The sequence below is a fragment of the Pedobacter insulae genome, assembly GCF_900113525.1.
Lineage (GTDB): Bacteria > Bacteroidota > Bacteroidia > Sphingobacteriales > Sphingobacteriaceae > Pedobacter > Pedobacter insulae.
Genome location: NZ_FOPP01000008.1, coordinates 181986 through 196988, shown reverse-complemented (window position 1 = coordinate 196988; position 15003 = coordinate 181986). Strand labels below are relative to the sequence as shown.

General features: G+C 37.5%; 7 protein-coding genes. All 7 read right to left on the bottom strand.

What is annotated here, in order from left to right; translation table 11 throughout:
• Positions 1–2: 2 nt before the first annotated feature.
• Positions 3–218, bottom strand: coding sequence for a FeoA family protein (locus BM207_RS14240; protein WP_090995585.1), 216 nt, complete (start codon positions 216–218; stop codon positions 3–5).
• Between the two features lie 139 nt (positions 219–357).
• Positions 358–3210: an outer membrane beta-barrel protein gene (locus BM207_RS14235; protein ID WP_090995582.1), complete on the bottom strand. Its 2853-nt coding sequence runs from the start codon at positions 3208–3210 to the stop codon at positions 358–360.
• Between the two features lie 116 nt (positions 3211–3326).
• Positions 3327–6119 (bottom strand): outer membrane beta-barrel family protein, encoded by a 2793-nt coding sequence (locus BM207_RS14230; RefSeq protein WP_090995580.1) that lies wholly within the window; start codon positions 6117–6119, stop codon positions 3327–3329.
• 150 nt (positions 6120–6269) lie between these two features.
• Positions 6270–6677 carry a VanZ family protein gene (locus BM207_RS14225; protein WP_090995577.1) on the bottom strand — a complete coding sequence of 136 codons (408 nt, stop codon included), beginning with the start codon at positions 6675–6677 and terminating at the stop codon, positions 6270–6272.
• Position 6678: 1 nt separating this feature from the next.
• Positions 6679–7059, bottom strand: a complete 381-nt coding sequence (gcvH, locus tag BM207_RS14220) for a glycine cleavage system protein GcvH (protein ID WP_090995575.1) — start codon at positions 7057–7059, stop codon at positions 6679–6681.
• Between the two features lie 177 nt (positions 7060–7236).
• On the bottom strand, positions 7237–14403 hold the full coding sequence (sov, locus tag BM207_RS14215) for a T9SS outer membrane translocon Sov/SprA (protein WP_090995571.1): 7167 nt from the start codon (positions 14401–14403) through the stop codon (positions 7237–7239).
• Between the two features lie 11 nt (positions 14404–14414).
• On the bottom strand, positions 14415–14999 hold the full coding sequence (gene ruvA, locus BM207_RS14210; protein WP_090995568.1) for a Holliday junction branch migration protein RuvA: 585 nt from the start codon (positions 14997–14999) through the stop codon (positions 14415–14417).
• Positions 15000–15003 lie beyond the last annotated feature (4 nt).

Genomic DNA, 15003 nt, shown 5'->3' with positions numbered 1-15003 from the left:
GGCTATTCAATTATAATCACCGCAGCTTCATTTTTACGTAGGCAAAGCTGATAACCTGATACACGGATCGCCATTGGATCGCCTAGGGGAGCAAAACGCTCAACCTCTACGACTTCGCCTGGCAAACAGCCCATCTCCATTAACTTTACCGACATTTCTAAATCAGTAAACGCTACGATCGTTCCTCGTTCTCCTTGCTTTAATTGCGATAGCTTCATGTGCTTTAATTTATGGCGCAATTTACCCTTTATTTATATTAAATCCAAATAACGGTGGAGTATAGGCAAGGAGCTTGGAGATGGGAATAAGACGTACCTCGCAATGACGCGTAGCGCTAAAAACAATGAGCCAATAAAACTAAAAAACCGATATGGCTCTAAATGAATTATTAGACTCTTTTGCGCCAAATTTCTTAATTCGATACGTTAAGCTCATTAAAAAATACCTCCGCATTCCCAAATTTACACTCTCTAGAATATATGTATCACTTGCATATCTGGAACTATTACGACTGTTATTAAAAACATCAGACACAGACGCTTTTAAGCTTAACGATTTTTTAAGGAACAATTTCTCCATACTTACGTTAGCCGTATGGATCGTATTGTTATTTGCTCCTAAACCAACATTCGCATTGTAAACCACATTGCTCGTTAACCCAAATCTTAAATTATAGGGTAAAGCCGCATTCAAACTTAAGTTATTAAAGATAGTTGTAAAATTTTGGGTAGCCAGGTTATTATAATGATAAGCTACCTCTCTCAAATTCGCATTTATCCTATTGGAAAATTGTAAATCTGCACCCAGCGCATAATTTAAACTTGCCCCAAGCCCAATAGCTTGCGTGTTCGAAGAAACAATCTCTTTGTTAAGAAAGGTTACATTTTTACCTGCGTTATAGTTAACGTTAGGACTAACGGTTAGTCCCAACGATTTAATCTTAAAACTTCCACTAAGTCTGCCGCTGTAATTATAAGGCCCACTTATATTGTCATAAAAGGTAGTCTGTATCCCGGTTTTGGGATCGAGCAGAGAGTTGTTAATGATCCGGTTTTCGCTATTACTAAAATTTATGTAAAAATTAATACTACTTGAAGTGGTCGGGTTGAACCAATTATAGCTTACCGACAATGAATTCTCGGCCGAAGGCCTTAAATTGGGATTACCAGTAGTAATTTGCAGTGGGTTAGCGTTATCTGTTAGCGGCTGTAGTTGGGAAATGCTGGGTATACCATTGTAACGATTTGCATTTGCAGTTAATGATGAAACTTTATTAATCTTATAAGAAAGGTAAAAGTTGGGTTCCAGCAATACAAAATTGCGAGAAAGGCTCTTATCGTCAATTAAGTTCCTTCCCGCCAGCGCCACAAATTTCTGGCTACTGTTTAAGGTAAAGTTAAATTTATTATTGGGCCTGTAATTAAATCGCAGACTTACATTGTTATTCTCATTAAAATTCTGAAGTTCTCTTGATAAGGTATTATTTATTAAATCATAACGTGTAGTACCTAAATTATAATCGTATACGATTCTTTCTATAATATCCTCCCTTTTATTATAGGTATAATTTATGCTTAGGTTTATTTTTTTGCTCAAAGGTTCTGCATACTCGGCAGATAAGCTGTAATTATTTACATCACCTGCCTGATCAATTAACTGATTTAGGATGGTGTTAGCTGGCACGCCATTGTTATTAATGGTAATATTAGAAAGATTTAACCCATCAAGAACCGAATTACTTAAATTCCCGTTTGCCGTTAAGGAAAAACTTCTCCCCTTTTTCAAAAACCTTCTGTTATATAAAAGTTTTCCTCCAAAGCCGGGCGACTTACTATCATTCGAAGTTAGAGACGTTCCTTTATTGATATTTTCCTGTCCGCCTCGGGTATAGGAACTAAAAACCGAAGCGTTTTGTGTATCGCTACCACTAAAGCCAAAATTGGGCGAAAACTGGATCTTATTCATCGAATCGATAGGTATATCAAAACGCATATTTAAACGATGACGCATAGTTGTCGTAGTTGCATCGTTATCTCTGTCATTAAAATAGCTTTCAGCACCCAGTAAATTCAGTCGGCTACTCAAACTTTCGCGTATCCCGTAGTTTCTGTTCCCCATGTAGTTCGCCGAAACTTTATACGGATATTTAGGATTTTTACCCCATTCATCATTAAAATTAATGCCAATGCCTTTATTGTCGTTGATCCCACCACCACCAGCACTGCCGGAAGAAAAATCCTCACCACCAAAACCAATGGTTATATTGCCAGAGCCATCAATCATCACACCAGTTACCATGCCCGAACCAAAAACATCACCGCCTAGGAAATCTGTTAAATCATTATAGGAAAAACTGGTTTTGTTAATGTTATTACCCATGCTAATAACCGAAATCTGGCGCTTATTATTAAAACGGTTCAGACTAAACGAACCATCATACAAACTTCCATTTGCTTTTCCAGCCACTATGTTACCAAAATATCCTTTCTTTTTATCGTCCTTCAGCGTTACATTAAGAATATGCTCACGTTTTCCATCATCCACGCCTTTAAATATGGCATCATCCGTTTTTTTCTCAATCACCTGAATTTTGCTGATAATTTCCTTCGGTAAATTTTGCGTGGCCATTTTAGGGTCATTTCCAAAAAAGTCCTTCCCATCTACCAATACCCTATCTATCTTTCTACCGTTAAACGTTATCTTACCATCCTGATCTACCTCCATGCCCGGCATCGTTTTTAAAGCATCTTCCAAACTAGCATCCGCTTGTGTTTTAAAGGCATCAGCATTAAATTCGATCGTATCCTTTTTGATAATCATTGGTAGCAAATCGCCTTTTATTAAAACACTGTTTAAGGTGATGGCGGCTTCCTCCATTTTGAGATCTCCAAAATCAATGTTCGTTTTCTCTGCTGTAACTTCGAATAATTTAAGAATAGGTTTATAGCCGATAATAGCGAGATAAAATTTATACCGGCCATAAGCTAAGCCTTTGGCTATGAACACTCCTTCTGGTGTGGTTGCTCCCATAGCTGCAACGGTTGAGTCCTTCACATTCTTAACGGCAAATGAAGCAAACTCTACAGGCTTGTTAGTTTTTTCATCAATAGCTTTCCCTTTTAATGAACCTATTTTTTGTTGTGCGAGTGCTGAAAAACTAGCTATCAGTAGCAGGGCGGTGGCGGTGGATATTAATAGTTTTTTCATCATGATTGATTTAGTTAAACAAATAAACTAAATTCTTAGTAGATTTCAAACTATTATTTTAGTTGTATAAAAAAACACCATCAATTTGATGGTGTTTTTTTATACAGGAAAAAGAAAAACTACATCCCTCCCATTCTAATTGTTCTATGACCACCCTGACCTGGCATTTGACCTCCTACGTTCTTGCCCGCAACTCTGTTTAAAGAATAGGTAAACGAGAACATATAGTAACGCTTTAACACATTAAAATTGGAATCTTGGATGGTATTCGCACCGCCACTGCGGCTAACGCCTGTATTTTGATCTAATAAATCATTGACCGACAACTTGAACGTACCTCTGTTTTTAAAGAACTGACGACTTACGTAAGCATTCATCAAGGTATATTCAGTATCGAAACCAACACCTCTACCGGTTACCTTGTTATAGGTAATATCCGTTTGTAAGCGGATGTTTCCAGGGAAAAGGTAACTGATATCGATATTTGGCGCTAAGTTGTAATATTTTTGATTGTTTCTACTATTAGCAGAATAAGTATCGCGATTCATTGTACCGGAGATCCCAGCAATTAAATCAAACTTATCTAAGTTAGAAGTTAACTTGTATCCATTGGTCACGGATAAACTTTTAGTAATATTTTCTGTAAACCCGGTTCCGTTACTTACAAATCCGGTTCCCTTAGCATAGCTACCTCTTAAATCTATCTGGAAGGATAATTTGTTGCCTTTAATAATCGGCTGACTAATATTACCAAAAATATTCGCATTAAAGTTCCCATCAACATTTACGCTTTTCTGACCAATCTTGCCGTAGTTGTCATCCGACTCATCCGTAATTAAAGCAGATTGGGTTGTGAAGGCATTAAATTGCTGGGTGAAAAAACCTCCGATAAATAGCGAACGGAAATTAGCAAAATTGAAATTATTGTAAAAAACTCTTAAGCTATTGGTGAAGGAAGGTTTAAGATCAGGATTTCCAATAGGAAATGTCTGCGCGTTTGTATTATCGAATATCGGAGCAATCTGACTGATGGATGGCTGTGCTGTACGTCCATCATAGTTAATTCTTAAACGTTTGCTCTGACTAAAGTTATACCTGAACTGAGCACTTGGCGTTAAGTTAATAAAGTTACGTTTAAAAGAAGATTTGTCTGTATCATTATAGCGTTGTTGATCGGTGTTCTGAACAGCAAGCCCCATATTCCAGTTATATTTCTTCTCGTTTTTATTGAAGCTAAATCCTAAGCTATTCGTAAACGTGGTATTATCAAAGTCGTTCGTAAATAAAGAATTGATAATATCATACTTTCCAGTCGCAGGATTGTAGTCATAAACCTTTCTGTCTTGGTTATCAAATGAATATCCATTTTGATAATTCAATTCAAGGCTAAATGTTTTCGATAGTGGCTCTGTATACACCAATCTACTTGTATTGGAAATAGATTTAGTACCTTGATCATTTAACTGATTGTTGATGATAACACTACCTGGATTACCAGGTATGCTCAAATTCTCAACCCTATCCAAATAATTTTCAGCATCGCTATTGTTGATGTTTGTATTCACGTTTAACGATAAGGTACGGCCTCTACGTTGAAATTTCTTACGGATTAATAAGTTGTTACTTATTGAAGGACTTGAAGAATTTGTAATATAACCTTGTCTACCAAGTGTTGTACCGCCTAAAACCACACGCTCATAATTGGTTAAGCTATTAGTTTCGGATTCATTAATTGACACATTTGGTTGCAATCTCAATGAAATCGTAGAATCTAACTTAGTATCTAAGGTAAAATTAACTGTATGACTCAAACGATCCGAAGTACTTTCAAAATCTTCTTTATTAGTAGTGGTATTATTCCCTAATAAATTCTGGGTAAAACTATTTTCTTTATTAAATAAAGATGTTTTGTTGAAATTATAACTTGCATTAAACTGAGTACCATTTTTATAAACATCGGCATAATTAACGCCCCCCATATTTGTAGTGGTTATACCTCTTTGAGGACCACCACCAAAACTGATTCTACCTCGTCCGCCTCCTCCACCGCCAAAATTCTGCTTGTTTACATTATTAAACTGTCCTATTACAGACATCTGCTCATCATTCTTAAATTTGTTAACGTTTACATTAACCTCATAACGATCATCGGTTCCATAACCTAAAGTACTGTTACCGAAAAATCCATTTTTCTTATCCTGACGGGTTGTGATGTTAATGATTTTCTCTCTATTACCATCATCTATACCGCTAAATTTAGACTGTTCCGACATATCGTCGATGATTTGAATTTTATCGATCATATCTGCTGGTAAATTTCTGGTAGCCAATAAAGGATCGTTTCCCATAAAGTCTTTTCCGTCTACCCTAACTTTAGATATCTTTTCGCCTTGTGCGGTAATGCTACCGTCTTTAGCAACATCAACTCCAGGCAATTTCTTTAGCACATCTTCAACAACTGCATTTTCCTTTACTTTAAATGCCGCAGCATTAAATTCTAAGGTATCTTTTTTCACCTTTACTGGAGGAATATCTCCTACAACCTCCACAGCTTTCAAATCTACCCCCGTATCTTCCATAATCAAATCGCCAAAATTGACACCGGGCGATGCTGCTGTTAGTTCAAAATCTTTATTAATAGATTTTAAACCTAAGTAAGCAATGAATAATCTATATTTTCCAACTGGTAAACCTGTAATCGAGAAAGTTCCAGTTTGATTTGTTGTTCCAACTCCCGCAATCGATGAATCACCAAATAATTTCTTAACAGCTACAGATGCATAATCCAGTGGGGATTTATCTTTACCGTTCAATGCCCTTCCACTCGCAACACCTGCTTTGGTCTGTGCAGCTGCCGTATAACTCACGAATAAAAGTGCTATAAGTATCGCTTTTTGTAATAATGTCTTCATTTTATAAATTAAAAATTTTGTAAAGTTACCCTATCAGACTAATGTGAGTCTAAAAAGTTTGTTAAGGGATGTTAAAATATGGGTAACATTTTAAATACAACTAACTTTATCGTTACATGTTAGTTATTTAGTAGATAAATAGTCGAGAAATTAAATCTTTTGCGTATTGTAACTTAGTCTATGTAATAGGATATAACTGAATATGCCCATCAAAGTGCCAATCATGTCACAACCAAAATCCCACCATTCTGCAGATCGATAAGTAAACACTTTTAACTGCAACAATTCTATGCCTCCTCCCAATATCACAGAAATCATCATGATTTTAAAGATCGTTAGGGATCTAAAACTGTAGTTATGCTGATAATTAATCTTTCCGTAGAATAATAAAATAGTTAACACATAAAAAAAGCCCAAATGGGCTAACTTATCAAAGCCTTTAAAAAAAAAGCGAGGATCATTTTGAGTTTCTGGTAACTCTATATTACAAAGCACTAAAATAACAACCGACCAAATGATAGCCCATCGTTGGTATTTTAGTGCCTTTAAATTGCTCACGTTATGCGCCAACTAACGCTTTATAATCATCTGCACTTAATAATCCTTCAACTTCCGACAAATCAGATAAAGTCACTTTCACCATCCAACCATCACCATAAGGATCTGTATTTACCAACTCAGGGTTATTGTTTAAAGCGTCGTTAATAGCTGAAACAGTAGCGGTTAGAGGCATAAATAAATCTGAAACGGTTTTAACGGCTTCAACAGTACCAAAAACTTCTTCCTTTGCAACTTCAGTTCCAACACTGTTGATATCAATGTAAACGATATCGCCTAGTTCGCGCTGAGCAAAATCAGTAATACCAATTGTTGCTTCGTTACCTGCTAATTTAACCCACTCGTGGTCTTTCGTGTATTTTAATTCTGATGGAAAATTCATATCTGTTTAAATATTTGACTTGTTGGGCAAATTTACAATAATTTTTCTGAATTAAGTAAATGAAGCAATCTTCCTTAATAACTAGTATATAGTACTTAGTAGTTAGAAATAGTGCTTTAATTGCTATTGCTATAAGAACCCAATCAGGGTACTAAGACTATATACTAATTACTCAAATTAATTCAATGTTACCCTCAGACTAAACCCAAAATTGGCAAATGAAGTATTAAATGATTGCGATGTATATGGTTTCGTAATGTTGGAATCATAAAAAAGCTTTAGATTAAACCGCTGGTTCAGCACATAATCGATACTTGGTCTGAGTGTTATATTTTTCGCCCCAGATGAAACTTCAGCTTCTTCCACATCTGCCCGATAGATAACTGTCTTATTGTCCCGTACCGATACATCAAGATTAAAATCCATGTTATTATCCAACTTTAGCCCACTAAACCAACCGAAGGGGAATCTAAACTTAGTAGTCCGATACCCTATTTTAAACACTAAATTGTTTTCTGATAGCTGAGCCAATTGGCTATTGGCTAAACTTAAGGCCAGTAAGCGAGTACGATTAATTTCAAAGCTAGCATTCACATTATTTCTTAACCTAGTATCAATACCTATTAATGGAGAAAAACGTTCAGATATGCTAACCTGCGCAAATTGATACTCAGGCAAAAAGTTGTCATTCACATCTGTACTACTCACAAAACCATTGGTTTTTTGATACTTCAATAAGCTGTTAAACCCATTCACACTATACAAAGAGTTGTAATTGTGTTTTACGCTAAACGATGAGAAACGCTCCGAAATATAAGGAATCTTGGTAAAACCCTCATAGGTTATCTGCCAGTTTGGTAGCGGTATTTTTGGCAAGCTACGCAAACTGGAGGAGCTTGGATCACGGCCAGTATAAGCGGCAATAAAGGAAGAAACCACTACGTCTTGGGCGTCTTTATTATAGCCTTGGGCGAAACCATTAGCTGTTCCATTTGAATTTGGATTCAATAAACCCAATCTGTTAGAAATCACCAGCCTATTGCCCATAAACTGATTAAACAACTTCGAAACAGTACTGCCATTTCTATCGGTAAAAGCGGTTCGTAAAGTAATAAATGAAACACTGTAATCTCCCGTGGTAGTAGGGCTTAAGTTTCTAAAATTGCCAATACTATTGTCATACTTGAAATTGGTAGAGTAGTTCAAATTCCTACTTCTTGCCGCACTTAAAGTTATCCTAAGATCTGTTATGGGTTCTATGGTACTGGTAAACTGAAGATCTTCCCTAAGTGTATTAATATACAATTGGGTTTGAAGTTCGTCGGTTGTTAGCCATCCGTTAGCCAATGCTCTTGCCCGTATGTCGCTCTGGTCGCCAAATACAAAACCTAAACCTGGCGCACCGGTCACATCATCAATGCCAAAAAACTTGGTTTTAGGCAAATAACCTGGCAAAAATGTTCCCTTATTTTGCAAAAAGGAAATCCTAACGTTCTTCACACTAGTTAACAGCCCTACCAGAACATCAGAAAAACGCCTAACCGAATCAGTTGAATTAAGGCTCTTCCTAATAAACCCAAACTTATTATATAAACCTATTAAATTCAATACAGGATTTACTTGCACAATGCGTGAGTTTTGAATAGTATTCCCCAGGTTAATATTGGGATCGCGCAAGGTAGACAGGGGCTCAGTTTGCCAATTGAAAGTAGACCCGTAAATGGTAGATACCGAAACCCAGTCGAGCCCAGGTATTTTATCGATAGGCAGCTTATAAGTTAGGTTTACATTGTGACTATAATCGGTGTTACGGCCCAAACGTTTTAAATTTTGCCATAAGGTATCACGCTTTAATCCCTCAATCCTTCCCTCTGGTTCATCAATAATCGAATAATTCGTCGCATCAAAATCCAGGCTTAAGGAATTGGTTAAATTCCACGCAATCCCATAAATTCTCGAGATCAGGAAGTTCTTGTTAAAAGTGGTGTTTATCGGTAAGAAATTATTCGGATCATTATCCCTTAAAGTATTTTCTGAATAAAAACGATCCATATCCAGCCTAAAATTGATCGAACTTGGTAACAAACTGAAGTTAAAATCTTTCAATAGCTTAAGAGCATTAGATCTGATTAGCTTATCAAATGGTTGATAATTTCTTGGGGTACCTGTATAATTATATCCCAATGATGCCCTATAGGTTTCTTGCAGACTACGCTCATTGATAAAATCACGATGAGCAAATTTAGTCTGTGCATAAGAAACATTGAAATTCTCTACATCCCAAAGCCTGTATTTGGTATCGGTAACCGCTCTTTCCTTACGTACATTGGTAAAATTTATACTACTCCGTGTGGTATAATCTTGTGCGAAATTAAGTATCGAGTCTCTTTGTGCCTTATTTGAACCATCCAACGCTTGCTTCAGCTCAACATCTGGTGTGCGAGGGTCAAATTGAGGGGTAAGTACTTGCGTCGAATAACTTACATACATTGGGATTCTAATCCCCGATTTCTGCGGTAGAAACTTGCCCAATTCAAAACTTGAAGACACATCAAAAAATGTATTATCTGCCCTGTTACGTTCACTCACCTTCTTTTCTAAGGAGCCAAACCCAATAGTCGATTTACTTCCAGATATATTGACGTCGGCAAAATCTGCCAGCTTTGCATTCATTCTTGCAGTAGCGGCCCAACCTCCACGTTCATCAAACTCCGTTAACCTCAATTCGTTAAACCATGCTTGGGCTCTTTTTTCCAAACCATCATCACCCGCCGGCGAGGCTGGGTTACGCAACGGATTTTTCAACCCGAGCATATACACCCTAATCTTGCTCATGTCTGGCTGCCCTTTTACAATGATCGTATTTCTTCCATCGCTATAGTTAAACGGAACATTAATGGGCCAAGGTAATCCAGTGCTGGTACGCGCATTATTCCTGGCGACCTTTGCCTTTTGGAACAGTTCAAGCTGAATATCCATCCTATTCTCGTCGGGCCAAATAGCCAGAGGATCCGTAGTACCCGGCAACGTAACGCGTAAAGGCATATTATACTCGTAATAGTTATCCTGGTTGTCGGTACCAATTCTTAAAAATGCAGCTAGCTCTCCATCCCTTAAATCATCGCCCCCAATTGCTTCCAAATGCACATACATTTCGAGACGCTTATAAGATCTAAAATCATTAATCGCTGTTTTAAAAGCGGCACGACCATAACCGTCCCTTAAATTTTTAACGATAACAGCTAAGGATTGTTCATTTTGACGTGTATCTCCTCTAAAATTAGTAAAATCGAGCTCCCTTAAAATTCCCGGAGGCACCACGTATGGAATCGGAGTTCTTTTGCCGTTCTCTTCAATATTTACGGTAGCCACTTCAATGGTTGAGTTATCAGGACTGGCAGGCAAAAGTGAAGGGTCTACAATGACCTGATTGCTTTCATTCTTTGCATTATACCTACGCCATTCCCCTCTAACTAACTGTATTTTAGCAAACCTCAATACAGTTGTATCTGCAAAATTGGTTAAGAACATCCTAAAGAAACGGATGGATTTAAAATCTTGGATGCCGCCAACTTTTTGCTGATATTCTGCTAATGGAATACGAATTTGATACCATGTTGAACTTTTTGTCTGGCCGTTAGCTAACTTCACCTGCGAAACGACCTTATCGGTCACAAAATTTTGTCCAACAACTAAATCACCGGGACGCATAGAGATTTTATATTGAAAATACTCGTCAGACTGAGTCATGTTATTATCCCGGTTAATGTCCTCCCCATCAGGCAACGAAGTGGAAGCAGAATTTTCTAAACCTAATTCATCCTGTGATTGCTGAGAAGTTTTAGAATTTCCTTCTGGACCATTATAATTCATATAACGCTTCAAAATACCAGCATTTATCTGATCTAAGGCATTACCCCTAAAATAAGTATAATCGTCAGATGATGGATCGTTTTCGAAAGCTAGTGCAGCATCTGGATTGAGCTGAACTTTAATCTGATTGATTAAAGCATTGAACTTAATTTTCTCATTCCCATTCGACAGACCATCCAATCCAACGTCTTGCGCTTTACGTGCGGACGGTTCATTGTCGAAAGCCTGGATAACCGGTTGCAATTTCGACACCCTACCCCAGTTTGTCTCGTCATATTTTGTAGGATCCTCGTTTGCTGGCAGCGCATTTTCCAGCGACTTCCTGCCATCCTTTAAAACATCCTCTGTAATATTCCCAATGTTGAAGTATAAATCTCCACCAGCCGAAGCGGTCTTATACATAAATGGATCCATTACCCATAATTCAATGTATTCGATATTCTGGGATTCAAAATCATTCACATCTATCTTCCTCATCAAACCGCCCCATCGATTTCTAGGGTTAAGTAATGCCCCATTTGCATTAAAACCATTTGGCGAATAATTGTAAGGTCCTCTGATGTTTGGATAATAAGCAATATCTAGAGTAGGCAGTAAAACAGACTGACCTGTACTCGTCTCCTTGTAAGGAAATACTTCTTGCTCAATAATCTCCCTTACATAGTGATTAGATAATTCCACTTTATTATTTCTTAGGCTGGAAGGTAAGGTAGAGCCTCCTGACCTACTGTAAAAGGTCGGGTCTATATTATAAAAAGCAATTTTCGCCCTATTGTAACCATAGGCCAAATTATCTATCAATTGCGATTCAGAAAATAATTGAGGAGTGCCCGACAATTGCCATGGAATAGCCCCTTTTAGATCAATTACTGACCGTGAAGCTTCAAAATCATCTAAATAACTTGACCCTCCACGCTCACCGGCTGCATTAATCGCTTTTGGATGCCCCGGTATTAACTTAGCATATTCGCCCGTAAAAGTTATCGTAGATGGTGCTTTGGTAGAAATGAAAGGAATTTTATCAACTAACTTGGTCAAATACCTGGAAGGTGAGCTATAATTCATATCTAATCCCAATATCGAATTAGAAATGGGTTCTTCTAAATAATTTACTTTTTGAGTTAAAGGTTTTTCAGTAAGGTTCATAAAGGTACCTCCCAAATTAAGCTTGTTATTTACCCGATAATCTAATCGGGTGCCAAATAACGAGCGCTGCTGTAAACCAAAAAGCTCCGTATTTTCTGTAGTAATCCGAATAGGTTGCCCTGAAGTTAACAAAGCGGTATTGATAATGTTTACCGTTCCACCTTGATAGTCTACCGTGAAGTCGGCGCCCTCCTGCAGCGGAATGGTGCCTGCAAAAACTTTCACAGAACCTTCAGTCACATTAATCGCATTTAAGGGAAATGAGGAGGAAATTTCAGATTGATAAGTACCTTTGATCCTGTATAAATCCTTGTTGCTAAATAATTGTTGTGCTACCAGTTTTACCGAATCATAAAGCTGCGGATAACCATATTTATCGGCCAGCACCTGCTCAGACGGTAAGTTAAACTTAGCCTGTAAATCCTTCCCAAACGGCTCTACCAACGGAAAAATAAGTTTACCATTTAAGGCATCAATCGTAACATAGCCATTATTGGTATTATTTACTAAGTTACTTAACCCTGCACCATTGGTGTTCGGGAAGGTTGACTGATTTTGATTGTTATAATTGTTATTTTGTACGAAAGGTTTATTCTCTGCTTCAAAATCGAAAACCCCGTCTGGTTTACGTTCTTTTTGCTGGTTAAGCTGATCAAGATTGGTCAAAGCGATAAATTGTTTGCCAATGGTATTTACCCCTTCCCTAATCAAGGGCATTTCTACCCCTGTTTTATCATCAATCCTATAAATATCCAACTTGAAGTTCTGATTACTTATTTGAAATCCATTAATAGAATAAATGTTTTTCATCATCAGATCCCAGGTAGGCAAATTCGTTTTAGTAGTTTCATTCTTTAGCAATTTTGCGAACAATACCTTAGGCGTTGCCTGATCAAAAGGCACGTCTGTAGAAAATTCCCCTACTTGATATTCCACACCGTTGTAGGTATAGCGGAATGAAACGGCTAGTACTTCATCTGAATTGAGTGGATTGTTCAAGGATATATAACCCAATTGCGGTTGATAATTGTATTCTCTTTCATTTAATTTCCTGGCATAGGTAAGCTTGGCAAAATTATCTGTTCCACCATTCGCCTGAAAAAAATTAATAACGTCGTTTGAGTTGGTTAACCTAGCATTTGCCGGGAGCCTGCTCAAAAGGTTATTGGAATGTTGCGGAAAACCGGGGTTACTAAAAGCCGATGGTAATGTTGAACCTCCTCCAGTAATTTGAGCTGCATTGTATGGGGTATTCTCGCCCAGATCTATCAACCCGAGTACATCTCTCGAATCTTGCGTACTGCTTGTTTTATTGGTAATCCACACCTCTATCTTGGTAATTAGCACTCCAGAAAGAATTGTGGGAGGATTACTTAATGCTTTATTATAGTTATCTCTAAAGTATTTTGCTAAAAAGTAGTGCTTGCTAACCTCGTAGTCAGAACCGCTAACGGAGAATTCATTCTGCTGTGCTCCATTATTAATCTGCAGTTCTCTAGACTGGGATTTTTGTTGACTAAAAACGGTCGCAATATCTAATTTTCCAAATTGCAACTGCGTTTTAATACCAAATAAAGACTGTGTGCCATTGATCAGAGTTCCATTGAGTGGTAAGCTTACGTTTCCCGCTTCAATCTTCTTGATGATATCATCAGCCCCACCAGTATAATCAAGTTTTATCTGGTTTTCAAAATCAAATTGAGCTTCCGTGTTATAGTTCATCTTGATTTTCATCTTCGTACCGATGTTGCCTACCACATCCATCTGTATGCGCTGATTGAAATCAAAATTACTTTGTACCCGCTGACGCTCGTTAAACAGCGGATTTTCGTTCTTGTTTATTCTCCCTAAAAAGGTAAGATCTGCTTCACCACGCGGCTGGATATCAATGGTTGTCCCACCAAATATCTTTTCAAATACACGGCTATTTATTTTTACCGGCGGAATAATACCCGTTCTTCTTACTTCCGCAATCTCGCTATTAGATAATATACGCCAGTTTTCACGCTTGATCTCGCTATTTACCAAACGAAGATATTCCGAAATAGTTAAATATTGGGGAGTAGAAAACAGCCTGTCGCCGATTTTTTCGGTAATAATATAACGCTTATTCTTTGCATCGTAAGTTACCTCGCGCTTGACATTGCTGGGAAGCTGCAAAAATGGATTAGCATAGTTTCTAAGTCCTAGCTGTTTTTTTTCCTTTAAGTTGAATGAATTTTTAAGCGTATCGCTACCTTCCTTTACCGGATTCACTTGTGAAAAAGTAAATTTCCCAGCAAAAGTTAAAAGTAAAATAACAATTAGCGTAAATTTATTTCTCAAAGGCGGTTCGTTTATAAATTTTTTAAAGCAACCTTAATCATTTGCTCGACCGTTAGATCCTCACCGCCATTTTTAATAGCATTATCGATTGCTTTTTCAGCAACCTGCTTTCCAAATCCGAGCATAATTAAAGCAGATAACGCTTCGTTCCTCACGGTATTGTGCAGCGGCATTGATATCAATGAATCCGGTCCTTCTTTTTTTAGCTTATCCTGTAATTCAAGTATAATTCGTTGTGCAGACTTTGCCCCAATCCCCTTAATTCGTTGTATTAAAGCGACATCTGCATTAATAATTGCATTTTGTATCTCAACAGGTGTTATAGATGACAACATCATTCTGCAGGTTGTAGGCCCGATACCAGAAACCGATATCAGATGCAGGAAAAGTCGTCGCTCGCCCTCATCGGCGAAGCCGTATAAAGTATGAGCGTCTTCTTTTACATGTAGCCAAGTATATACTTTGCAACGTTCTGTATTTGCTAAAGCCGAGTAAGTATTGAGCGATATATTAATTTGATACCCAACGCCGCCAGCTTCTATAACAATATAGGTAGGACATTTAAATGTTAGTTTTCCATCAATATATGCATACATACCG